Here is a 20353-nt window from a genome sequence, read left to right as displayed (position 1 = left end):
TGACCATGCTGCGGCGTGCTCGCGAGTTCTCCGGCTTCGCCCTGCCCGGGCTGCTCCTGTACGCCGGCCTGGTGCTGGTACCGATCGTCTGGACCGTCGTCCTCGGCTTCACCGACCGGAACCGGTTCGCTCCGGCGACTCACTTCGTCGGGCTCGACCAGTTCCACCGGCTGGCGCAGGACGACCAGTTCTGGCTGGTGCTGAAGAACACCTTCGTCGTCACCGCGATCGTCGTGATCGTGCCGAACGTACTCGGTCTGGCGCTCGCGCTGCTGCTCAACCGCGACACGCTGCTCTACCGGTTGCTGCGCTCGGTGTTCTTCACCCCGGTCATCCTCAGCGGCATCGTGGTCAGCGTCATGTGGCAGAACCTGCTCCGGCCGTGGCTGGCGGATCCGGGGATGGCGCTGTTCTCGATCGGCGGGATCCTGTGCTGGCAGTTGCTCGGCTTCTGTGTCGTCGTCTACCTCGCCGGGCTGAACGCAGTACCGAAGGAGTTGTACGAAGCAGCGACCGTGGACGGCGCCGGCTGGTGGCGGCGGTTCCGGTCGGTGACATGGCCGATGATCGCGCCGGCGGTGACGATCAACACGGTGATGCTGCTGATCAGCGGCTTCAAGGTCTACGAGCACATCCTGGTACTGACCAACGGCGGCCCGGGTCGCAACACGACGGCGTCGATCGCCTTCGACGTGATCGAGAAGGGCGTCCGCGGCGACCGGATCGGGTTCGCCGCGGCCGAGGCGACGGTGATGCTGGCGATCATCGTGCTGTTGAGCGGGATCGTGCTGCGGTTGCTGCAGCGTCGTGAGGTGCAGCTGTGAGGGATCGCCTCGAGGTGTTGCGGCCAGTCGGCGCGATCGTCCTGGCCGCCGTGTTCTTCTTCCCGGTCTACCGGCTCATCACCGGGATGCTCAAGCCCGCCGGCGAGATCCAGTCGTCGCCGCTCGGCCTGCCCTTGCCGCCGACGGGCGCGAACCTGGGCGCGGTACTCGGGCGTGAGGACGGGCTGTACTGGTCTGCGCTGCTCAACAGCATCCAGATCACCGTGTTCTCGGTGCTGTTGCTGACGCTGCTCTCGGCGATGCTGGCGCACTATCTCGTCCGGTCGAAGGCGCGGTGGACGAAGCCGGCGATGCTGATGTTGCTGTCAGGGTTGATGATTCCGCCGGCTGTGATCCTGCAGCCGATCACGCAGGTGCTCGGTTTTGCCGGGTTGATGAATTCGGTCGCGGGCGTGGTGTGCAGCAACGTCGGGTACTACCTGCCGTTCGGGGTGTTCGTCTTCGCCGGCTTCATCCGGACCGTACCGGTGGAGATGGAGGAGGCGGCGAGCATCGATGGCGCGAGCCGGTTCCGGCTGTTCTGGCAGGTCGTCTTCCCGACGCTGCGGCCGGCCGCGGCCAGCGTGTTGATCTTCCTCGGCGTCTGGGTCTGGAACGACTTCCTCAGTCCACTGATCATCCTCGGCCCGGAAGCAGGTACCACCGTGACAGTCGGCGTCTACCGGTCCGTCGGGGAGTACTCGACGAACTTCGGCACGCTCTACGCGTTCTCCTTCCTGGCCTCGTTGCCGGTGTTGCTGTTCTTCGTCGCGCTGCAGAAGCAGTTCGTCGCAGGGCTCACGGCGGGGGCGGTCAAGTGAGCGTCAGCTTCACCGACGGGGTGCTGGTGCTGCAGACGCCGGGTACTACGTACGCGGCGTACTGCGGGGCCGACGACATTCCGCTGCACTGCTATTGGGGTCCACGGATCTCGTCGGCTGATGTCGACGTGCTGGCTCGCGGGATGGCATCGCGGCTGGCCGGTGAGTGGCCGAGCTTTCGGTCGGCGGCCAACGGGCATGAGGAGTACCCGCTGGAGGGGCGGCTGCAGTTTGGGCGGGCTGCCTTGTCGTTGGAGTTTGCGGGGGCTGTCCGGAGCACGGAGTGGAGGTTGGCGGGGCACGTGGTGCATGACGAGCACCACCTGGAGTTGTTGTTCGACGTACGGCGGTACGAGGTGAGCGTGAGCTTGCACTACCGGGTGTACGAGGACACGGACGTGATCGATCGGTGGGCCTCGTTGCGTAACGGGCCTGGGGTGGTGGACGTCCATCGGTTCGACTCGGCGGCTTGGGTGATGCCGGAATGGGAGCGGCATCGGCTCTCGCATTTGACCGGGCGGTGGGCTGCGGAGACCTTGCTCCGGCGGGTCGAGTTGGCCGATGGGCGGTTCGTGCTGGAGAGCCGGCGGGGGACTACTTCGCATCACGCGAATCCTTGGTTCGCTGTTGATGACGGGTCGGCGAACGAGGACTTTGGTGGGGTTTACAGCGCTGCGCTGCATTGGAGTGGGTCTTGGCGGTTGCTGGCGCAGCGTGAGTTGGATGAGCCGGCGCAGGTCTTGTTCGGGTGGGGGCATGAGGGGTTTGGGCCGCGGCGGTTGGCGGCGGGGGAGGTACTGGAGACGCCGGTTAGTTCGGGGTTGTTCAGCTTGGCGGGCTTTGGCGGGGTGAGTCGGATGTGGCATGCGTATGCGTTGGGGCAGGTGTTGCCGCGGGCTGGTGAGGATCGGCCGGTGTTGTTCAACTCTTGGGAAGCGACCGGGTTTGCGGTGGAGGAGGCTGGGCAGCTTCGGTTGGCTCGGCAGGCGGCCTCGCTGGGGTGCGAGTTGTTCGTGCTGGATGACGGATGGTTCGGGGGGCGGTCCTCGGATGCGGCTGGGCTGGGGGATTGGTGGGTTTCGCGGGAGCGGTTTCCCCGGGGGCTGGAGCCGTTGATTGCTGAGGTGCACGAGCTGGGAATGGGATTCGGGTTGTGGGTGGAGCCGGAGATGGTGAATCCGGACTCGGAGCTTTATCGGGCGCATCCCGAGTGGGTGTATCGGTTCGACGGGCGAGAGCCGGCGTTGATGCGGAATCAGTTGGTGCTGAACCTGGCGCGGCCGGAGGTGGCGCAATGGGTGCTGCAGGAGCTGGATTCGTTGCTGTCGGCGCATGATCTGCAGTTCGTGAAGTGGGATATGAATCGGCCGTTCGCCGATGCCGGCTGGCCGTCGTCGCCTGAGTCGGTGGGGCGGCTTTGGTTCGATCATGTGACCGCTGTTTATGCGATTCTCGATGTGTTGCGGGAGAAGCATCCGGAGGTCGCTTTCGAGGCTTGCTCGGGTGGGGGTGGGCGGGTCGACTTCGGGATGATGGCGCGGTCGGATCAGTTCTGGGTGTCGGACAACACGGATGCTTTGGACCGGCGGTCTATTCAGCACGGGTTCAGCCAGGTGTATCCGGCGCGGACGATGGCTTGCTGGGTGACCGATCAGCCGTCCTTCATCAACAAGCGCGTTTCGGTGCCGCTGGAGTATCGGTTTCATGTGGCGATGGCCGGCGTGCTGGGGATCGGTGGCGACCTGGCTGCCTGGCGTTCGGATGAGTTGGAGCTGGCGCGGGAGCTTGTCGCGCAGTACAAGGCCATCCGGCCGCTGGTACAGCATGGGACGCAGTACCGGTTGGGGGTGCCGGGTCGTTCGTTGTCGGCTGTGCAGTACGTGTCGGCGGATCGCGGTGAGGCCGTCGTACTGGCCTACCAAGAAGCCCAACAGTTCGACAGCCTCCCGCGACCGTTGTCTCTGCGCGGCCTGGAGCCTGACGCCGTCTACCGGGTCGACGGCGGCGTCGAACTGTCGGGCGCGGCGCTGATGTCGCACGGCCTACTACTCACCCTCACCGGCGACTACGCAAGCCAGGTGATCCGGTTGGCTCGCAGGAGCTGATCTTCCTCCACCGCGAAATGTTTGTGGAGCGGTGTCGATTTGTGGGGAGGGAGTTCGACGCTGGGGTGTGGTGGCCGGTGGGGTTGCCCTGGTGAGAGGTGAATGGGATGTCGTTTCAGGCGTACTTGGACAAGATCGAGGAGAAGACCGGGCTCACTCCGCGGGAGTTGGTGGAGTTGGCTCGGGGGCGGGGGTTCGAGGGGCCGTCGACCAAGGCGGGGGCTGTGTGCGACTGGCTGAAGGACGACTACGGGTTGGGGCGGGGGCATGCGATGGCGCTGGTGTACGTGATCAAGAACGGCGCGACGATCGGCGACAAACATGTCGGCTCGACCGGGGTGCACCGCGATGAGTCGAACACCTTGTGGCTGGATGGGAAGGCGAGCAAGCCCACTGGCTGAGGGCCGGGTGTCAGGCGTAGTCGCGGAGGCCGGAGAGCAGGCCTCCGTGGAACGGGTTGGCGTCGACGGCGTCGAACCAGCTGGGGCCGGTGGTCAACGGCTCCGGCGGCGGTACGACGACCGCCTGCGGCGCCTCGGCGGCGGGGCCGCGCCGCATGCGGTCCGCCACGTCAAGCTCAGGCGCCGGCATGTCCGGCAACAACACGAATGCGCCACCAGCACCACCCACGCCCCCAAATGCATCCACCCCGAACGCATCAACGCCGCCTGCCAGCGCGCCCGCTCCCGCGCCTGGGGTGTACGCCCCAGTTTCGCCTGCGGTGAAGATGCCTGCGGTGGCTAGGGCGTGGAAGGCGTCGGCTGCGCGTTGGGCTGCGACAGCAGGGTTCTTACGGACCTTCTCGAGGTCGGCCAGGACACCCTTCCAAGTGATTGCTTGGTCGCCGTAGTCGATCGCGCGGGCTAGCCGGCCGACGGTTATAGGAGTTGCAGTAGAAGTGAGGGCCGACATCAGCGGGCGTACGCCGTAGCGGGGGCGGCCGCCGACTACCACCAGGCGGAGGTTGGCTTCGGTGGCGTTGATCAGGTTGCGGTAGACGTCGGTGCCGGGGGTGGTGACGATCAGGTCGGCCAGCGCGCCTTTCTCGAGGCGGCCCAGGGGGTGCGGCCAGATACCGGAGAGGGCCTGGCCGGGGTTGGAAGTCGCCAGGCGGACCAGGTCCTCGTCGGTGAAGACGGGGGTGGGCTGGGATTTGTTCCAGAGGTCGGCGACCTTGAGTTCCCAGAGGATGTTGCGAGTGCCGGACGGGCCCCAGTCGGAGCCTAGGCAGAGACGTACACCCTTGGCTTTGGCGGTTTTGACGTCGGCGGTTGCGCCGTACAGCCAGTAGTTGGAGAACGGGGACCAGACCAGGCTCGAGTTGCCGGCGTGGAGTTGCGCGAGATCGTCGGCTGTCAGCGCGGCGCCGTGGATCGCGACCAATTGCGGTTTGACGACGCCGACCTGGTCGAGCAGCTGGAATTCCTTGCGGAGCTTGGGGTCCGTCCCCTCGGCAGTATGCGCGATGAAGCCACGGCCCAGTTTGACCGCCGCCACATAGGACTCGAGCGCTTCGGGGCTGTCGGCAACGAGTGTGCTGACCCGGATGAAGTCCTCGTGCGTCCCGAGCTTCTCGGAGTCGATGTTGCGGATCAGGTCGTTGTCCGGCGGTACGGCGCCGCGCGGGTTGCCCTGGATGGACGTCGTACCACCGACGATCGCCCGCGTTTCGGCGTACCGGAGAAGCGCCCGGCCGGCCGCCGCTCCGAGCAACCGCGCCGGCTGGCTGATGGTCCCGCTGTACGACGCCGCGCCGCCCCACTGGTTGTGCGAGGTCCACGGGATTTTGCGCTTCGGCTCGGTCCACAGCGGCAGGCTGTTGTACATCAGGTGATTGTGGAGATCGATCAGCCCGGGATAGATCACCCCGCCCGACGTAATCCGCGGCGCATTCTCGAACCCCGCCGGAATCGCGTCCCCAGGCGTCACCGCCGCAATCAGTCCGTCGTCGCCGACATACACAGCGCCACGGTTGAACACTGCACCATCCGGCCGCAATGTCGCGACCTTGCCTTTGAGGACAAACATCGGCTCGACCTCCCCCGGTCCGCACCCGTTCAGATGCTCTTCATGAGCGTAGGCTATTGGGCGTCCATGGGGGTGGCGATGATGGTCGAATTCGATGGTGGTCCGCCGATGGCGGTGGCCCGGCATTTCGCGCAGTTACCGAGCTACGCGGAGTACCGGAAGTTGTTCTGGTACGACTGGGGGCCGGTTTTCTATCGCGGCCGGCTGAATCGTACGGGGCGGCTGCTCGGTATTGCGTCCGATCCCGGGCCGACCGAGCGGATCGCGGGTCGCACGCTGGTCGGCGACGCGGGCCAGCGGGTGCAGGGCTTCCTGAGCAAGGTCGGGCTGACGTCGAGCTACACGCTCGTCAACGCGTATGCGTTCGCGCTGCTGCCGTCGCACGCGCAGGGCGCGATCCCGTTGCTGTCCGAGCCCGATCAGTTGCAGTGGCGCAACAAGCTGCTCGAGCTGATCACCGGGCCGAAGCTCCAGGCGATCGTGGCGTTCGGAGTACAGGCGAAGACGGCGGTGCGGCTGTGGGAGAACAGGCCCGACGTGCCGGTGTTCGAGGTGCCGCATCCGTCCAGCCGGAGCCCGAAGGTGCTGCTGGACAGCTGGCGGGCGGCCGTCACCGAGTTGCGTGGGATCGTCACGCCTGACCCGGACGGCGATCCCGGCGTACCGAACTACGGGCCGAAGTTCCTGGAGACCGACTACGCGAGCATCCCGGCGCGCGATCTGCCGTTCGGCGTACCGCCGTGGCTCGGTGACGACGCGTGGGGCCGGTCCGACCGGCCGAAGCACAACAACAGCGTCGAACGCCCGTCCACCGACCTGCGCAACACGCTGATCTGGCGCGCGCCAAAACACGCCTGACCCCACCCGTGGCAGGCTTCTCACCATGATCACCTGTGTCGTGGAGTATGTCGTCGACCCGGCCAAGCTCGAGGCGTTCGAGGAGTTCGGCCGGCGATGGATCGCGCTGGTGAACGAGCACGGCGGCACGCATCACGGGTACTTCCTGCCGTCGGAGGGGGCGAGTGACAAGGCGATGGCGTTGTTCAGCTTTCCGAGCCTGGCCGCCTACGAGCAGTACCGGACCCTGTTCGGCGTCCATCCGGACTTCGTCGCGGCCGACAAGTTCCGCGACGAGACCGGCTGCGTGATCCGGTACGACCGCAGCTTCATGCGCCCGGTCCTCGGCTGACGGCCGTGCGGACCTTCGTCTGGCGGTTGAGCTGGATCAGCTCGGTGGTGGTCGCGGTGTTCTCCGTGCTGATGCCGATCGTCGCTGACCGTTCGGGAGCGGCGTACTGCGGTGCGGGGGTCTGCGATCCGAACGGGTACGCGACGATCTTCTACATCGGGGTCGGCGTCGTGCTGACCGGCCTGAGCCTCGCGGCGTACGGGTTCAGCCGAGCGCGGCGAGATGCCGGACCCGCGCTCGGCCTACTGACCTCGATCGTGCTGCTGGGCTTCATCGCCGGTGGTGGCGAGGACATCCCAGCCTGGCTGACCGGGCTCACCTGGGTGGTCGGCGGATGGTTCCTGATCGTCAGCGTGACCGGCCTGGCGCTGCTCCGCGGCGACCGGCCGCCGCACGGGTAGTGAGGCGGCGGTACGGTACGACGGTGGATCAGGAGGCGCGGGAGAAGCTCTCTCCCCGGGACAAGTGGATCACCATCTTCGGGCGTAAGCCGGTGCTCGAGGCGCTGAACGATCCCGCGTTGTCGGTGGCGAAGGTGGTGGTCGCGGACAACGCCGGTGGCGGATCGCTGGACGAGATCCTGCGCGCCGCGTCCCGGACCGGTACGCCGGTGGAGCGGGCGACCGCGTCCCGGGTGAAGTGGCTGGCGGGGAACGGCAAGCACGATCAGGGCGTGGTGGCGGATGTCGACGCGCCCCGGATGACGCCGCTGGCCGACTTCGTGCGCGCTCGGGGCAAGCGGCCGACGAAGGTGTTCTTGCTGGACGGGGTCACCAACCCTGGCAATGTCGGGATGATCCTGCGGACTGCGACCGGCGCGGGGTTCGATGGCGTGATTCTGCCGCGGGCTGGTACGCCGCATGTCGGGCCGCTCGTCATCAAAGCCTCGGCCGGGATCGCCTTCCAGGCGCCGATCGTCAACGTCGCCACCGCCAAGGCCGCCGTCAACCTGCTTGTTGAGGCCGGCTACCGGATCTACGGCCTGTCGGCCCGCTCGAAGCAGTCGCTCTTCAAGGCAGAGCTGGCTGACCGAGCCGTCTTCGTCCTCGGCGGCGAAACCAACGGCATCACGGTCGCGACCGACGAGGACCTCCAGATCCCCCTGCATGCAGGCGTCGAGTCCCTGAACGTCGCCGTCGCCGCCGCGGTGGTCGCCTTCGAGGTCACCAACCGCGACTGAGCGTCCTGGCCGTCTCGGCAACCTCGGCAAGCCGATGCGCTCGGGCGGACTCCGCTGGGGTGAACGGCTCACCCGGGCGCGTGAACACGTACAGGCCGCTCCAGGGCGACGGGATCTTGAGGATCGTGCCGTCGGCCGGCAGCGGCTTGCCCTGAAACGCCTTCGGGTCGGTGACCAGCTGGGCGCCGAGCAGCTCGGCGACCGCGTGCGGCAGCTCAGCCGGATCCGCCACAACCTGCGCCGACAAACTCAACGCCGTCGTCTGCCCGTCGACCAGCGCGAGCGTCGTCGTCGGCCACACATGCACCTCGCGCCCACCCGCCGCCCGGACGATCTCCAGCAGCTCATCCGGCCCGACCCCATCGGGTGTGGACACCACCAACTCATCCCGTACGCCGTCCAGCACCGGGTGCACATGCAGCCCAAGAATGTTGGCCCCCAACTCAGCCAGCCCAAAGGTCAGCTGCTCCAACGCCCCAGCCCGATCAGCAACCGTCACCCTGATCCGCCACAGCGACGGCGCCTGCTCCAACCCAGCCTCGGTCCGCCTCCGCACCCGATGCCCAGGCGCATGCAACCACGTCCGCAACAACCGCATGGTCGACGGCTCGATCACCCAGATAGCCAACGCCGTCGTCGTGATCGCCAACAAGCTGACCGCCACCAGGTACGGCGGATGAACCGCCACGATCACCGCGTGAAGGGCCAACTCGAGCGGAAAGATCGCCGCCAACTTGGCCAAGGTCAGCCGCAACCGGGCCGGATGAGGCATCCGCCCGCAAACTTCACACGCAGTCCCAGCACTCACTCTCGCCCGAAGCTGCTCCATACCCTCACTCTCCCGCCCCCACCCACCTCCCGCGTTGCCGTCCGATTGCCACCCCGTAAACCGCCCACTTTGTGCTCCGCTCGAGCGTTCTACTGCTGAGGAGCTGCTCAGGCGGAGCACAAAGTGCCGGTGACTGGCGCTGTTGGTGAGTTGGGGGTTGCGGGGAGGTGCGCCTCGGGTTTACGGTCCCGGTTAACGTTTAAGTGAGCGTTAGTGAGTGGTTTGTGCAGAGACAGATCATAAACGGGCAAAGGTGAGGCGGCGACATGGAGAGCAACTTCGGGCGGCGGCGGTTTCTCGGGCTGGGTAGTGCGGCGGTCGGTGTCGTGGTGCTCGGGCCGACGCTTGCCGGGTGTGGTGATGGTGGGTCGACGGGTGGCGGAGCGAAGGCGTCCGGTGAGCTGACGCTGCCGACGTACAAGGCGTTCGATGGGCTGCGGCCGGAGTTGCCGGGGGCGGAGTCGGGGCTTGAGCCGGGGTTCCTGCAGTTCCCCGAGAATGCGATCGCGAGCGTCCAGCAGAAGCCGCTCAAGTCGGCGGTGACCGCGCTGACCGAGACGTTCGCGACGCCGCCGCCTCCGATGGGGAGCAACCCCATGTGGCAGGCGCTCAACCAGGCGCTCGGCGGCGATCTCAAGCTGACCATCGGTACCGACCCGGGCTACCCGGAGAAGTTCGCCACCTTGCTGGCCGGCGACGACCTGCCCGACCTCATGTGGCTGCCACCGAACCAGGGCATCCCCAACGTCGGCCCGATGCTCGAGGCGAAGTTCCAGGACCTCACGAAGTACCTCGCCGGCGACGCCGTACTGGAGTATCCGAACCTCGCCGCGCTCAAGCCCGCCTCCTGGCGGACCGCGGTCGTGAACGGCAAGATCTGGGGCGCCCCGATCCCGTCCACCCCGTTCGGCCAGGTGATGATGGGCAACCCGAAGACCTGGGCGAAGGTCGGCGGCCTGCAGTGCAAGACCGCGGACGAGTTCTTCGCCAAGTGCAAGGAGCTCACCAAGGGGACGAACTACGCGCTGGAGCCGGCGATCGTCAACATGCTGCACATGTTCGGCGAATGGTTCGGCGCCCCGAACGGCTGGCGGGTCAACCAGGACCGCTCGCTGACCCACCTCTACGAGACGGACAACTACAAAGCCGCCGTCGAGTACGCCGCGAAGCTCTGGGCAGCCAAGGTCTTCTACCCCGACCTCAACCTCGCCGACGCGACCCCGAAGACGGTCAACGGCCAGATCGCCGCCCAGGTCGTCGTCGGCCCGCGCGCGACCGCCGACTTCCGCGCGGCCGACCCGACGCTGTTCGTCGACACGATGATCCCGTTCGGCCATGACGGCAAGGCCAAGCCGATCTACGACATGGGCTACGGCACGGTCGGCTTCACCCCGTTCAAGAAGGCCGACGAGGGCCGCATCCGCGAACTCCTTGCCCTGGTCAACTATCTCTCGGCGCCGTTCGGCACCAAGGAGTACCTGCAGAAGAACTTCGGTACCGCGGGCCAGCAGTACACCCTCGACGCCAAGAAGAACCCGGTCCTGAACGCGGCGGGCAACCAGCAGGCCCCCGGCCTGGTCAGCGCGCTGCAGATCATGACCGCGCCGGAGTCGGTCATCTTCAACCCGGCGTTCCCCGAGGACACCAAGAAGATCCACGCCACCGAGCAGGAGCTGCTCAAGTACGCGATGCGCAACCCGACCGCCGGCACCTACTCCGACACCAGCAGCAAGGTCGGCACCAAGCTGACGGCGGCGTTCCGCGACACCATCGTCGACATCGTCACCGGCCGGCAGAAGATGGACGCGTACGACGGGGCGCTGAAGCGCTGGAAGAGCGGCGGCGGCGACAAGATGCGTGGTGAGTTCGAAGCCGTGCTGCCCGCCGGCGTACCGGTGACACAGTCTTGAGCCGGTCCAGACAGCTCCGGCGCAAAGAGCCGGAGCTACCGTTCGCGGTCCGGCTGAGGCGGGACTGGCAGATGCTGGTGCTGATGGTGCCGGGCGTGCTGTTCCTCCTGGTGTTCTTCTACGTGCCGGTGCTCGGCAACGTGGTCGCGTTCCAGGACTTCCAGCCCTACCTCGGCATCATGCACAGCGAGTGGAACGGCATCCAGAACTTCCTCAACCTGTACGACAACCCCGACTTCTGGGACGCGCTGCGCAACACGCTCATCCTGGCGGCCGTACAGCTGGTGCTGTTCTTCCCCGTCCCGCTGGCGATGGCGCTGATCGTGGATTCCCTGGTCAGCAACAGGATCCGGCGCGCGTTCCAGACGATCGCGTACCTCCCGCACTTCCTGTCCTGGGTCCTCGTCATCACGCTCTTCCAGCAGTCGCTCGGCGGCGCCGGGTTCGTCAACAACCTGCTCCGGCAGGCCGGGTTCGACCCGATCCCGTTCATGACGAACCCGGACACCTTCCCGCTGCTCGTCGTCGGCCAGCTGATCTGGAAGGACGCCGGATGGGCGATGATCATCTTCCTCGCGGCACTGTCAGCGGTGGACGTTTCCCTGTACGAGGCTGCCGCAGCGGACGGAGCCGGGCGCTGGCGCCGGCTCTGGCACATCACCCTGCCGTCGATGCGTACCGTCATCGTCCTGCTGCTGATCCTGCGCATCGGCGACATCCTCAGCGTCGGGTTCGAGCAGTTCATCCTGCAACGCGACTCGGTCGGGCCGGGCGCGGCCGAAGTACTGGACACCTTCACGTACTACGCCGGCGTGGTCGGCGGCGACTGGAGTAGCGGGGCAGCAGCCGGACTGGCCAAGGGCGTGATCGGCGCGCTGCTGCTGTGGGGTGCGAACACGATCGCGCACCGGCTCGGCGAGCCGGGCATCTTCCAGAAGCGGAGTGACGGATGAGACGGCCGATCTGGAAGGAGCGCCCGAGTCCGGCGTACCAGACCATCAAGGCGGTCGTGCTCGGCGGCTTCGCGCTGGCGATCATCGTGCCGATCATGGTGGTGATCTCGACCTCGCTGGCCAGCGACCAGGACATCATCGAGGCCGGCGGCTACGTGCTGTGGCCGTCGCATCCGACCTTCAAGGCGTACGACACGCTGTTCAGCGGCGGGCTGATGGCGCGGGCGATCGGGGTCAGCGTGTTCGTCACGGTGATCGGTACGGCGATCGCGCTGTTCACCACGATCGCGCTCGCCTACGCGACGTCGCGGCCGGTACTGTTCGGCCGCCCGGTGTTGCTGCTGGTGCTGTTCACGCTGCTGTTCGCGCCGGGCATCATCCCGATGTTCCTGATCGTCAAGCAACTCGGGCTGATCGACAGCCTCTGGTCGCTGATCCTGCCGGGCGCGCTGGGCGCGTTCAACTTCGTGGTGATGCGGACGTTCTTCATGAACGTGCCGGCCGAGATCCTGGAGAGCGCGCGGATCGACGGCGCGAGCGACTTCACCATCCTGCGCCGGATCGTGATGCCGCTGTCGAAGGCGGTGATCGCGGTGGTCGGGCTGTTCTACGCGGTCGGCTTCTGGAACGCCTTCTTCAACGCGCTGCTCTACATCAACGACACCTCCAAATGGCCGGTCCAGGTGATCCTGCGGACCTACGTTCTGCAGGGCAAGTCGCTGTCGGCCGACCAGCTCGGGGTGACGCCGTTGCCGCAGCCGCAGTCCTTGCAGATGGCGGTCGTCGTGGTCGCGCTGGTGCCGATCGCGATGGTCTACCCGTTCCTGCAGCGGCATTTCAACAAGGGCGTCATCACCGGAGCGGTCAAAGGCTGAGAGAATCGCTCTCATGGCCACGGGGATGACCGACAAACCGACGCTGCGCACCGTTGCCGCCGCGGCGGGAGTCTCGATCGCCACGGTGTCGTACGTGCTTTCGGGACACCCGCGCAGCCAGACGATCTCGGAGAACACCGCGGACCGGGTGCGCGAGGCGGCCGCGCGGCTCGGGTACCGGCGCAACGACGCTGCCCGGGCGATCCGGACCGGGAAGTCGGATCTGGTGCTGCTCTCGCTGAGCGTGCTGGCCGATCCGTGGGCGCAGGCGGTGGCGGCGGATGTCAGCGCCGCCGTGCAGCCGCTCGGGAAGACCGCGCTGATCGTGGCGGACGGCGACTGGCGGACGGTACTGGCGAATCGGACGCCGGATGTCATCTTCATCGATCACGTCCGGGACGACCCGTCGCTGGTGGCCGATCTCGAGGCGTTCGCGGCGCAGGGCGTGCAGATGGTCGTCTTCAGCGAGGTGCTCGAGCCGCAGGGGTTCGACGTCATCCGGTCGGGGGCGGAGCCGCGGTGTCATCTGGCTGTCGAGCACCTGCTGGAGCGGCATACGCGGATCGGGGCGCTGACGTCGAAGCTGGCCGGGTGGCCTCGGTACGACGCGTATCTGCGGACGATGGCGGCGGCCGGCGTACCGGTGCTGGACGAGTTGGTCGCGACGTACGAGCCGCATCCGGAGGGGGCTTATCGGGCGGCGATGTCGGTGCTGAACCGGCCCGACCGGCCGACGGCGCTCTACTGTACGACGGACTTCGCGGCGATCGCGGCGATCCGGGCGGCGCACCGGTTGCGCATCGACGTACCGGGGGACCTGGCCGTGATCGGGGTCGGGAACACGCCGGAGGGCGAGCATCTCGATCCGTCGCTGTCGACGGTCGGGCCGGTCGGGTTCAACGCCGCGCTGTGCCGGATCATGGTCGCCCGCCTCACCGACCGCGAGGGCGCGGACGGCAAGGTGTACGACTTCCCGTGGCAGTTGATCCCGCGGGAATCGACCGCCTAGAACAGCCTCGTCTCCTTGACGAGGGCGGGCTCTTCGAGGTCGAGCAGGAACTGCTTGCGCTTGAGGCCGCCGGCGTACCCGGTCAGCTTGCCGTCCTTCCCGACGACGCGGTGGCACGGAACGATGATCGAGAGCGGGTTGCTGCCGACGGCCTTGCCGACGAGTTGGGCGAGTTGTTTGTCGCCGAGTCGCCCGGCCAGTTCGCCGTACGTCGTGGTCGTGCCGCGCGGGATCTCGTCGAGCAGGGCCCAGACCTTCTGCTGGAAGGCGTCGCCGCCCCGGAGCTCTGTCTTGAGGTCGAAGTCGTCGCGGTCGCCGGCCAGGTACTGGGTCAGTTGGGTTGCTGCTTCGTTGAGCACGGGATCCGTCGTCGCGTCGACCTCGTCGCCGAGGGTGGCGCGCTCGGGCTTCACCCAGTGGTGCGGGAAGTAGACGCCGGTGACTGCGTCGTCCGAGGCTGCGAGGGTCAGGTCGCCGAGCTGGGTGCTGACGATGGCGTGCCGGTTGTTCATTTCTCCTCCAAGGTCTCCGGTGATTGAACGGCCTGGGGAGGAGTTGTGTGAGGGGTCTGTTGCCAGGGCCAGCGGCCGCTGATCTCGACCTCCAGGGCGAAGCTGAGGACGGTACGGATCACCACGATCAGGCCGAGCACGAGCACGCTCTGGACCGAGGCCTCGACGATGATCGTCCGGACGATGTCGCCGACGATCAGGATCTCCAGGCCGAGCAGAATCACCCGGCCGATGTTGACCCGAAGGCGTTCGTAGCTGCCGGTGCGGGTGCGGTCGGAGGCGGCCGCGTAGGCGTAGCGCAGCAGGACGGAGACCAGACCGACGGTCATGATCACCACCCCGACGCCCTCGATCACCCGGGCGACGTCGGCGAACAGCTGCTCGAAGCTCATGGGTTCAGGAGTACCAGAAACCGGTTGCGGAGCGTGTGAGGATGGCGGGATGAGCCTGTTCGCATCCTTGTTGCCCGGGGACGGATGGGAGCCGGTCGGCGGTGGGGAGTCGGCGACCGAGGTGTTCCGCCGAGGCGACGTCTTCGCCAAGTGCTGCGGAGTTGCCGGGGTCGATGAGCTGATCGCCGAGCGAGATCGAGTGGAATGGCTCGCCGGTACGTCGGTGCGCGGCGCTCGAGTGCTCGACTGGATCGAGTGGTCCGAAGGCGCTGGCGGTGCCGACGGCTCCGGGGGCGCTCGGGGTGCTGACGGTTCTCGGGGTGCTGCGTTGCTGACCTCGGCTGTGCCAGGGGTTGCTGCGGTTGAACTGCCGTGGTCGGAGAAGTTGGTGGCTGGCTTCGCGGATGCTCTGCGGGCTGTGCACTCGCTGCCGGTGGAGTCCTGTCCATTTCTGCGGCCGCTTCCGGACGTGATCGCGCAGGCGGAGGACGTCGTACGCCGCGGCGCGGTGAACCCGGACTTCTTGCGGGAGGACGTCCAGGCGGTCCCACCCGCCGAGTTGCTGGCCCGCATCCATGCCGAAGCCCCCGAGATCGCCGCGAAGGCAGCCTGCGACCTCGTCGTCTGCCACGGCGACGCCTGCCTCCCGAACTTCCTCTTCGACCCTTCGACCCTGGAACTGACCGGGGTGATCGACGTCGGCCGCCTCGGAGTCGCCGACCGCTACACCGACCTGTCCCTGATCCCCGCCCAGCTCCACGACGAGTGGTCGGTCGACGCTTCGGCATTCTTCGCGGCGTACGGCCTGCCCGAGCCCGACGCCCAGCGCCTCGCCTTCTACCTCCTACTCGACCCCCTCACCTGGGGCTGAGCCCAACCTCCGCCGGGAACCAACTCGATCGATCATTCGGGTCGGCAGTGCGGATCTCCTTGGCGATCGCCAGCGCGATGGCGGTCTGGTCGGCTCTGGGGATCGAGGCGTGCACTTCGAGATCGTAGGTTCCGAACGGGATCCGCAACACTCCACTAGCGCGTACCCAGCCGGTACGTCCGTTGACCTGGACCGGCTGGTCGCCGGGGTAGACACGTGCCTGCGGCGGCCAGTTGAGCGTGGCGGTGATCATATCGTTCGGGTTTCTGGCGATTTCGAGCTGGATGTAGCCGGCGCCGGCGCTGATCGAACGGACTCGGGTACCGGGTGGCAGCTCCACGAAGTCGATCGGCGCCCGGAGTTGCTGCGGCCCGGTATCGACGCTGTCGGCGAAGCTCAGGATCTGCCGTTCGGCCTGGTCAAGGTCATCGGGAGGCTGCGAACAATCCAGCCGCGTCCACCTGCCGGGTCGATAGCTCAACACCATCATGAGGTGCGGCTTCTGTCCTGAACCGGTGGTGGTGGTGACCTGGATCAGGTCGGCCGGGTGGCCGTCGATCATGGTCTTCTTCCGGAGCGCGCCGATCGCGACCGGGTCGTAGTTGCCGGGGCGCTCGGACACCCAGCAGGTCGACCGATCCGATCCGAAGTAGACCCGGGTAATCCCGCTCGCCGGCTCCACGTTCGTCTGCTGGTGAGTCCATGTGACTGGCGGCTTGGGGGTCTCCGTCACCGGTGGGTGTGGGGCGTCGCGGTGGAGTGCGGCTGGGACGAGGACCGCGGCGGCGGCTGTTGCTGCGACGGCGGCCAGGACGACTGCGCGGCGGACCCGGCGTACCGGCGTACGGGGTGGTTCTGGTTCTAGTTGGGCGGCCTGGGCTTCGAAGAACTCGAGGGCTTCGCGAAGGGAATCTTCAGTGCGCATGGTCGGCCACCTCCGCGGTGAGCTGGATCTTGAGGGTGGCCAGCGCGCGGGACGAGTAGCCGCGCACGGTGCCTTCGGTGCAGCCGAGGGTTTCGGCGATCTGGGCGTCGCTCTGGCCCACCAGATAACGCAGTACAACGACCGCGCGCTGCCGCTTGGGCAGGGCGCACAGCTCGGTCAGCAGCTCCATCCGCTCGGCGATCAGACCGGCCGGATCGGGGACCGAACCGACCACGTCGATCAGTCCGCTCGGCTCGATCCGGGCCCATTTGCGGCGCCAGGACAGGAACTCGTTGACGACCATCTTGCGGATGTAGCTGTCCGGGTGGTCCAGGGCGCTGATCGATTCCCACTTGCGGTGTACGCGGACCAGCACCTCCTGGACGACGTCTTCGGCCAGGTGCCGGCCGCCGCAGAGCACGGTGGCGAAGGCGAGCAGCCGCCCGCGCTCGTCCCGCACCCAGAGATCGAAGGTCATACCTGTGAAACGCCTCCTGGGGCGGATCTGTTGTGCGGTGTCATTGGCGGTTCTCATCTAAGCGTTCGTTTGTGGGGTTGAGGGTGGCCTACGTTCTGCGGGATGAAGGTCATGCTGCGGGGTGCGGTGTTGGTGGCGTGTGGGTTGTCGATGGTGGTCGGGTCGTCGGGTTCGGCCTCTACCGTCTCGGCTGCTCCGCCGGTGAGTGCTGCCGAGAGGGTCTTGCTGCGTAGTGCTGAAGAGCGGTTGATCCACGACTGTATGGCTGCGGCGGGGTTCAAGTACTTCGAGAAGCCGGTGGTTGCGGAATCCGGGCAACCTGACTTTCCGTACGTTGTGGATGACGTTGCCTGGGCGCGGGCCAACGGTTATGGCGCTGGGCCGGTTGCGCCTGCGGTGGATCCGGCCGGGCGGTACTTCGCCGGGCTGTCTCGGGAACAGCAGGACGCTTGGCGGTTGGCGCTGGTCGGTTCGGGGCGTCAGTTGTCGGTTGAGTTGGGGCCGGGGCGGCGGCTGTCGGCCAGCTCCACGGGGTGTATCGCTTCGGCGCGGCGGACGCTTTATGGGGACTTGGCGCGGTGGTTCAAGGCTCGGCGGCTGACCGACAATCTTGGGTTGCTGGTGCAGGACAGGGTTCGCCGGGATCCTCGGTACCTGGCCGCGATGGCTGAGTGGGCGGGATGCGTCAAGGGGCGTGGGTATGACGCCGACGATCCGGGTGAGTTGCGGGAAGTCGTTGCTGCGCGCAATGAAGGGTTGGCGGCTCCCGTAGTACGGGCTGCTGAGGTCTCGGCGACAGTCGCCGAGGCGATGTGTGCTCAGTCGACGTCGCTGGTGCGGACGCTGCGGGAGGTCGAGCCGGAGTATCGGGCTGCGGTGACTGCTGAGCGTTGGAGTGAGTTGGTGGGGCTTAACGGCCTCGAGCAGGATGCTGTGCCGCGGGCGAACGTTGCTCTTGGCAACCGTTGATTTGTCCTTTGAGAGAATGGAATGGCATATGCGCTTCACCTGGAAGACCGCTGCGTTCGTTGGGGTGGCGCTGGTTGCTACCGCGGCGCCTGTCGTGCCGGCGTCCGCGGCGCTGGGGGATTGCCCGTCGGGGTATTTCTGCGCCTGGGCTGACGACAACGCGCAGGGGTATCGCGCGCAGTGGTTCGGCAATGACAGCAACTGGGGCGACGACGGGATGCATGACAACGACGAGACCGTGTACAACAACGGGACTCCGGGCGGGTTCGATCACGTCTGGCTGTACTACGACGTCAACTACGGGCGCTACAACATGTGCGTCGAGCCCGGCGAGTGGTACGACGCCCAGCTCGACGACAACGACCACGACTCGCACCAGTGGCAGAGCGGCTGCAAGTTCGGCTGAGTCGGTGTACGGAGCGACAGGACGTAGTCGCCTCGGAGTGCCTGCCCGCCGCCTCTCTGAGCGTGGCGAGCGGGCTCGCGGGGGACTATGTCCTGTCGGTCGGTACGTCCTTTGAGTAGCTTGGGTGCGTGGCTGATGCCTTCGCGGTGGAGATTGTCGGGCTGGTGGTGTCTTCGGTGCATGCCTATGTGGGGCGGCCGGAGGATGGGGCGCGGGTGGATCCGGAGCCGGTTTCGCGGGGTGAGATCGAGGTGCGGGCCGGGCTGGGGATCGTGGGAGACCGGTACTTCAACCAGTCGGCGCATCGGCGCGCGGCGGTGACGGTCTTCGATGCGTCCGCGCTGGACGCGTTGGCGGTCGAGTTGGGGCTGGATGAGGTGCCGGATCCGGTGCTGACTCGGCGGAACATCGTGATTCGGGGGTACCCGATCGATCAGCTGGCGGTTCGGCGTACGGAGGCCGGGGAGCGGGTGCCTGGGCGGGCGTTCAGCTTGGACAGTGGGCTGGGGGCGGTGGAGTTTCAGGCGCATCGGCCGGCCAATCCGTGCGCGTGGATGGATGTGATGGTCGCGCCGGGGGCCTTCAAGGGATTGCGCGGGCATGGCGGGGTGCGGTGCGAGCCGCTGGGGTCGGGGACGCTCCGGCTCGGGCCGGCGACGTTGACCGTCGGGTCCTGATCGTCGGGTCTTGACCAGCGCGGGTGCCCGGCGGAGGCTGGCTGGGGAGGTGGTGTGGCGATGGCCAAGGTACTGATCATCACTGGAGACGCGGCGGAGACGCTGGAGGTCTTCTACCCTTATCAGCGGTTGCAGGAGGAGGGCTACGAGGTCCATCTGGCGGCGCCGGAGGCGAAGAAGCTGCAGTTCGTGGTGCACGACTTCGTGGATGGCTTCGATACGTATACCGAGAAGTTGGGGCATACGTGGCAGGCAGACGTGGCGTTCGCGGATGTCGATCCGTCGGACTATGTGGCGTTGGTGATTCCGGGCGGGCGGGCGCCGGAGTACATCCGCAACAACGAGGACTGCCTGCGGATCGTGCAGCACTTCTACGGCGAGGCGAAGCCGGTCGCGCAGCTGTGTCACGGACCGCTTGTGGCCGCGGCGGCTGGGGTGTTGAAGGGACGCAAGACGTCGGCGTACCCGGCGCTGGCACCGGACATATTGGCTGGTGGTGGCGAGTGGGTCGATGGTGACGCGGTCGTCGACGGCACTGTGGTGAGCGGTCGCGCGTGGCCGGATCATCCTGGTTGGATGCGCGCGTTCATGGCGGTGCTGAAGGAGAAGGCGCCGGTCTAGGCCGTCCGGCTTTTCGGCTGACTTTCGGTACGGCGGGTTACGTTCCGACGATGATCGGGCGATGGGCGGCTGCAGCACTGCTCGCGGCCGCCCTCGTCAGCTGCGCCGACACACCACCCCGTACTACGAACTCGCCGCCGACCATCACTCCATCAAGCTCGATCCCTGAGGGCCCGACCACGCCCTCAGCCAAGCCGTCGACGCCCTCGCCCACTGCTACTACCCCCGTGGCGCCTCCTGTGAAGCCGGCCGCGAACGTGACCCTCGCGATCCCATCCATCGGGGTACGGGCCTTGCGAGTGATCCCCTACACCGGTACCGCCGACGACAAGCCCGGGACCGTCATCCAAGACCGAGGCCTCTTCGCCTCGCCCCGCGGCCCGGCCGGCGGCGTAGGCCCCGGCGAAATCGGCAACTTCATCATCACCGGCCACCGAACCGCCCACGGCAAACCTCTAGCGCGCCTACCAGAACTAAAAACCGGCGCCCACATCCTGGTTACCGCCGACGGCACCACCTACGACTACGTAGTCACCCGGACGATGACCATCTCTTTCCGCAAACCAGCCGAAAAAGCCCAGCAAAACGCCCCAGTCCCAGGCCACCCCGGCGCCACTCCCACCCACCCCATGCTCACCCTTTCCACCTGCGCCACCCCCGAAGACCACGCCGCCGGCAACTACTGGCACGACGCCCTCAACAACCCAGAACACCGAATAAACAAAATCGCCACCCTCACCACCACCCGGCGACCTTGAACACCACCCGGCGACCTTGAA

At 66.9% G+C, this 20353-nt stretch carries 24 protein-coding genes; 18 read left to right on the top strand and 6 right to left on the bottom strand.

What is annotated here, in order from left to right; all coding sequences use genetic code 11:
• Nucleotides 1-5 precede the first annotated feature (5 nt).
• From ABD116_RS15340 to ABD116_RS15325, 4 genes are all read left to right on the top strand, one after another.
• Nucleotides 6-824 (top strand): carbohydrate ABC transporter permease, encoded by an 819-nt coding sequence (locus ABD116_RS15340; RefSeq protein ID WP_343969421.1) that lies wholly within the window; start codon nt 6-8, stop codon nt 822-824.
• Nucleotides 821-1645, top strand: a complete 825-nt coding sequence (locus ABD116_RS15335; RefSeq protein WP_343969419.1) for a carbohydrate ABC transporter permease — start codon at nt 821-823, stop codon at nt 1643-1645. The genes ABD116_RS15340 and ABD116_RS15335 overlap by 4 nt, the downstream gene beginning before the upstream one ends.
• Nucleotides 1642-3750: an alpha-galactosidase gene (locus tag ABD116_RS15330; protein WP_343969416.1), complete on the top strand. Its 2109-nt coding sequence runs from the start codon at nt 1642-1644 to the stop codon at nt 3748-3750. The genes ABD116_RS15335 and ABD116_RS15330 overlap by 4 nt, the downstream gene beginning before the upstream one ends.
• 107 nt (nt 3751-3857) lie before the next feature.
• Entirely contained in the window at nt 3858-4151 is a 294-nt protein-coding gene (locus ABD116_RS15325) for a DUF4287 domain-containing protein (RefSeq protein ID WP_343969413.1), read from the top strand.
• 10 nt (nt 4152-4161) lie between these two features.
• On the opposite strand, the gene ABD116_RS15320 is transcribed toward ABD116_RS15325, so the two are convergent.
• Nucleotides 4162-5778 (bottom strand): amidohydrolase family protein, encoded by a 1617-nt coding sequence (locus ABD116_RS15320; RefSeq protein WP_343969411.1) that lies wholly within the window; start codon nt 5776-5778, stop codon nt 4162-4164.
• 42 nt (nt 5779-5820) lie between these two features.
• Between ABD116_RS15320 and ABD116_RS15315 the strand changes: the two genes are divergently transcribed.
• From ABD116_RS15315 to ABD116_RS15300, 4 genes are read left to right on the top strand one after another with little or no spacing between them, the layout of a single operon-like run.
• The gene (locus ABD116_RS15315; RefSeq protein ID WP_343969409.1) at nt 5821-6636 is read left to right on the top strand and encodes a uracil-DNA glycosylase family protein; all 816 of its coding nucleotides are present in this window, start codon (nt 5821-5823) and stop codon (nt 6634-6636) included.
• A gap of 25 nt (nt 6637-6661) precedes the next feature.
• Nucleotides 6662-6967, top strand: a complete 306-nt coding sequence (locus ABD116_RS15310) for an NIPSNAP family protein (protein WP_343969407.1) — start codon at nt 6662-6664, stop codon at nt 6965-6967.
• Between the two features lie 5 nt (nt 6968-6972).
• Nucleotides 6973-7368 (top strand): hypothetical protein, encoded by a 396-nt coding sequence (locus ABD116_RS15305; protein ID WP_343969404.1) that lies wholly within the window; start codon nt 6973-6975, stop codon nt 7366-7368.
• Between the two features lie 23 nt (nt 7369-7391).
• Nucleotides 7392-8147, top strand: a complete 756-nt coding sequence (locus tag ABD116_RS15300) for a TrmH family RNA methyltransferase (protein ID WP_343969401.1) — start codon at nt 7392-7394, stop codon at nt 8145-8147.
• Here the strand turns inward: ABD116_RS15300 and ABD116_RS15295 are convergent.
• On the bottom strand, nt 8131-8919 hold the full coding sequence (locus ABD116_RS15295; protein WP_343969398.1) for an ACT domain-containing protein: 789 nt from the start codon (nt 8917-8919) through the stop codon (nt 8131-8133). The genes ABD116_RS15300 and ABD116_RS15295 overlap by 17 nt on opposite strands.
• Nucleotides 8920-9242: 323 nt before the next feature.
• Between ABD116_RS15295 and ABD116_RS15290 the strand changes: the two genes are divergently transcribed.
• From ABD116_RS15290 to ABD116_RS15275, 4 genes are read left to right on the top strand one after another with little or no spacing between them, the layout of a single operon-like run.
• Nucleotides 9243-10886 carry a type 2 periplasmic-binding domain-containing protein gene (locus tag ABD116_RS15290; protein ID WP_343969395.1) on the top strand — a complete coding sequence of 548 codons (1644 nt, stop codon included), beginning with the start codon at nt 9243-9245 and terminating at the stop codon, nt 10884-10886.
• A complete protein-coding gene (locus ABD116_RS15285) occupies nt 10883-11839 on the top strand; it encodes an ABC transporter permease (protein ID WP_343969392.1) in 957 nt (318 codons plus the stop codon). Before ABD116_RS15290 ends, ABD116_RS15285 begins: the two co-directional genes overlap by 4 nt.
• Nucleotides 11836-12714: a carbohydrate ABC transporter permease gene (locus ABD116_RS15280; protein ID WP_343969389.1), complete on the top strand. Its 879-nt coding sequence runs from the start codon at nt 11836-11838 to the stop codon at nt 12712-12714. The genes ABD116_RS15285 and ABD116_RS15280 overlap by 4 nt, the downstream gene beginning before the upstream one ends.
• 13 nt (nt 12715-12727) lie before the next feature.
• Nucleotides 12728-13723 (top strand): LacI family DNA-binding transcriptional regulator, encoded by a 996-nt coding sequence (locus tag ABD116_RS15275; protein ID WP_343969386.1) that lies wholly within the window; start codon nt 12728-12730, stop codon nt 13721-13723.
• Here the strand turns inward: ABD116_RS15275 and ABD116_RS15270 are convergent.
• Complete coding sequence (locus tag ABD116_RS15270; protein WP_343969383.1) at nt 13720-14235, bottom strand: methylated-DNA--[protein]-cysteine S-methyltransferase; 516 nt, start codon at nt 14233-14235, stop codon at nt 13720-13722. The two genes, ABD116_RS15275 and ABD116_RS15270, sit on opposite strands and share 4 nt — an antisense overlap.
• The gene (locus ABD116_RS15265; protein WP_343969380.1) at nt 14232-14627 is read right to left on the bottom strand and encodes a DUF1622 domain-containing protein; all 396 of its coding nucleotides are present in this window, start codon (nt 14625-14627) and stop codon (nt 14232-14234) included. The genes ABD116_RS15270 and ABD116_RS15265 overlap by 4 nt, the downstream gene beginning before the upstream one ends.
• A gap of 49 nt (nt 14628-14676) precedes the next feature.
• Between ABD116_RS15265 and ABD116_RS15260 the strand changes: the two genes are divergently transcribed.
• Nucleotides 14677-15498, top strand: a complete 822-nt coding sequence (locus ABD116_RS15260) for a phosphotransferase (RefSeq protein WP_343969377.1) — start codon at nt 14677-14679, stop codon at nt 15496-15498.
• Here the strand turns inward: ABD116_RS15260 and ABD116_RS15255 are convergent.
• Both ABD116_RS15255 and ABD116_RS15250 read right to left on the bottom strand, forming a co-directional pair.
• On the bottom strand, nt 15485-16423 hold the full coding sequence (locus tag ABD116_RS15255) for a hypothetical protein (protein ID WP_343969374.1): 939 nt from the start codon (nt 16421-16423) through the stop codon (nt 15485-15487). The two genes, ABD116_RS15260 and ABD116_RS15255, sit on opposite strands and share 14 nt — an antisense overlap.
• Nucleotides 16413-16901 carry a SigE family RNA polymerase sigma factor gene (locus tag ABD116_RS15250; RefSeq protein WP_343969371.1) on the bottom strand — a complete coding sequence of 163 codons (489 nt, stop codon included), beginning with the start codon at nt 16899-16901 and terminating at the stop codon, nt 16413-16415. The genes ABD116_RS15255 and ABD116_RS15250 overlap by 11 nt, the downstream gene beginning before the upstream one ends.
• A 102-nt stretch (nt 16902-17003) precedes the next feature.
• On the opposite strand from ABD116_RS15250, the gene ABD116_RS15245 reads away from it, so the two are divergent.
• The 5 genes from ABD116_RS15245 to ABD116_RS15225 all read left to right on the top strand — a co-directional run bounded on the left by ABD116_RS15245 (nt 17004) and on the right by ABD116_RS15225 (nt 20332).
• Nucleotides 17004-17870, top strand: a complete 867-nt coding sequence (locus ABD116_RS15245; RefSeq protein ID WP_343969368.1) for a hypothetical protein — start codon at nt 17004-17006, stop codon at nt 17868-17870.
• Nucleotides 17871-17898: 28 nt separating this feature from the next.
• The gene (locus ABD116_RS15240) at nt 17899-18276 is read left to right on the top strand and encodes a peptidase inhibitor family I36 protein (RefSeq protein WP_343969365.1); all 378 of its coding nucleotides are present in this window, start codon (nt 17899-17901) and stop codon (nt 18274-18276) included.
• Nucleotides 18277-18404: 128 nt separating this feature from the next.
• Nucleotides 18405-18953, top strand: coding sequence for a molybdenum cofactor biosysynthesis protein (locus tag ABD116_RS15235; RefSeq protein WP_343969362.1), 549 nt, complete (start codon nt 18405-18407; stop codon nt 18951-18953).
• Between the two features lie 60 nt (nt 18954-19013).
• Nucleotides 19014-19574, top strand: coding sequence for a DJ-1/PfpI family protein (locus tag ABD116_RS15230; RefSeq protein WP_343969359.1), 561 nt, complete (start codon nt 19014-19016; stop codon nt 19572-19574).
• A gap of 50 nt (nt 19575-19624) precedes the next feature.
• Nucleotides 19625-20332: a class E sortase gene (locus ABD116_RS15225; RefSeq protein ID WP_343969356.1), complete on the top strand. Its 708-nt coding sequence runs from the start codon at nt 19625-19627 to the stop codon at nt 20330-20332.
• Nucleotides 20333-20353: the final 21 nt, after the last annotated feature.

The sequence above is a fragment of the Kribbella koreensis genome (genome assembly GCF_039525325.1).
GTDB classification, from domain to species: Bacteria; Actinomycetota; Actinomycetes; order Propionibacteriales; family Kribbellaceae; genus Kribbella; species Kribbella koreensis.
The sequence above is the reverse complement of the archived record's forward strand: the minus strand, read 5'-3'. Positions and strand labels throughout refer to the sequence as shown.

Bases quoted from the DNA above. Each gene is read 5' to 3' on its own strand.
- ABD116_RS15325 (WP_343969413.1), top strand. From the start codon at position 3,858: ATGTCGTTTCAGGCGTACTTGGACAAGATCGAGGAGAAGACCGGGCTC.
- ABD116_RS15250 (WP_343969371.1), bottom strand. From the start codon at position 16,901: ATGACCTTCGATCTCTGGGTGCGGGACGAGCGCGGGCGGCTGCTCGCC.
- ABD116_RS15265 (WP_343969380.1), bottom strand. From the start codon at position 14,627: ATGAGCTTCGAGCAGCTGTTCGCCGACGTCGCCCGGGTGATCGAGGGC.
- ABD116_RS15230 (WP_343969359.1), top strand. From the start codon at position 19,014: ATGGCCAAGGTACTGATCATCACTGGAGACGCGGCGGAGACGCTGGAG.
- ABD116_RS15245 (WP_343969368.1), top strand. From the start codon at position 17,004: ATGAAGGTCATGCTGCGGGGTGCGGTGTTGGTGGCGTGTGGGTTGTCG.
- ABD116_RS15310 (WP_343969407.1), top strand. From the start codon at position 6,662: ATGATCACCTGTGTCGTGGAGTATGTCGTCGACCCGGCCAAGCTCGAG.
- ABD116_RS15280 (WP_343969389.1), top strand. From the start codon at position 11,836: ATGAGACGGCCGATCTGGAAGGAGCGCCCGAGTCCGGCGTACCAGACC.
- ABD116_RS15295 (WP_343969398.1), bottom strand. From the start codon at position 8,919: ATGCCTCATCCGGCCCGGTTGCGGCTGACCTTGGCCAAGTTGGCGGCG.
- ABD116_RS15270 (WP_343969383.1), bottom strand. From the start codon at position 14,235: ATGAACAACCGGCACGCCATCGTCAGCACCCAGCTCGGCGACCTGACC.
- ABD116_RS15240 (WP_343969365.1), top strand. From the start codon at position 17,899: ATGCGCTTCACCTGGAAGACCGCTGCGTTCGTTGGGGTGGCGCTGGTT.
- ABD116_RS15260 (WP_343969377.1), top strand. From the start codon at position 14,677: ATGAGCCTGTTCGCATCCTTGTTGCCCGGGGACGGATGGGAGCCGGTC.
- ABD116_RS15255 (WP_343969374.1), bottom strand. From the start codon at position 16,423: ATGCGCACTGAAGATTCCCTTCGCGAAGCCCTCGAGTTCTTCGAAGCC.
- ABD116_RS15225 (WP_343969356.1), top strand. From the start codon at position 19,625: ATGATCGGGCGATGGGCGGCTGCAGCACTGCTCGCGGCCGCCCTCGTC.
- ABD116_RS15290 (WP_343969395.1), top strand. From the start codon at position 9,243: ATGGAGAGCAACTTCGGGCGGCGGCGGTTTCTCGGGCTGGGTAGTGCG.
- ABD116_RS15340 (WP_343969421.1), top strand. From the start codon at position 6: ATGCTGCGGCGTGCTCGCGAGTTCTCCGGCTTCGCCCTGCCCGGGCTG.
- ABD116_RS15320 (WP_343969411.1), bottom strand. From the start codon at position 5,778: ATGTTTGTCCTCAAAGGCAAGGTCGCGACATTGCGGCCGGATGGTGCA.
- ABD116_RS15275 (WP_343969386.1), top strand. From the start codon at position 12,728: ATGGCCACGGGGATGACCGACAAACCGACGCTGCGCACCGTTGCCGCC.
- ABD116_RS15315 (WP_343969409.1), top strand. From the start codon at position 5,821: ATGAGCGTAGGCTATTGGGCGTCCATGGGGGTGGCGATGATGGTCGAA.